Annotated in this window: 1 rRNA gene; it reads right to left on the reverse strand. The window is 48.5% G+C overall.

The features are described 5' to 3' along the window. Window positions 1–600, reverse strand: a 23S ribosomal RNA gene (locus QM923_RS09625); the annotation flags it as partial.

Genomic DNA, 600 nt, shown 5'->3' on the forward strand with positions numbered 1-600 from the left:
CGTTGAGACAGTGCCCAAATCATTACGCCTTTCGTGCGGGTCGGAACTTACCCGACAAGGAATTTCGCTACCTTAGGACCGTTATAGTTACGGCCGCCGTTTACTGGGGCTTCAATTCATACCTTCGCTTACGCTAAGCACTCCTCTTAACCTTCCAGCACCGGGCAGGCGTCACCCCCTATACATCATCTTACGATTTAGCAGAGAGCTGTGTTTTTGATAAACAGTTGCTTGGGCCTATTCACTGCGGCTGACTTAAAGTCAGCACCCCTTCTCCCGAAGTTACGGGGTCATTTTGCCGAGTTCCTTAACGAGAGTTCTCTCGCTCACCTGAGGCTACTCGCCTCGACTACCTGTGTCGGTTTGCGGTACGGGTAGAGTATGTTTAAACGCTAGAAGCTTTTCTTGGCAGTGTGACGTCACTAACTTCGCTACTAAACTTCGCTCCCCATCACAGCTCAATGTTATAGAACTAAGCATTTAACTCAATTCACACCTCACTGCTTAGACAGACACTTCCAATCGTCTGCTTTAGTTAGCCTACTGCGTCCCTCCATCACTACATACTCTAGTACAGGAATATCAACCTGTTGTCCATCG

Source organism: Streptococcus infantis (assembly GCF_047463275.1).
Taxonomy (GTDB): Bacteria; Bacillota; Bacilli; order Lactobacillales; family Streptococcaceae; genus Streptococcus; species Streptococcus infantis_AF.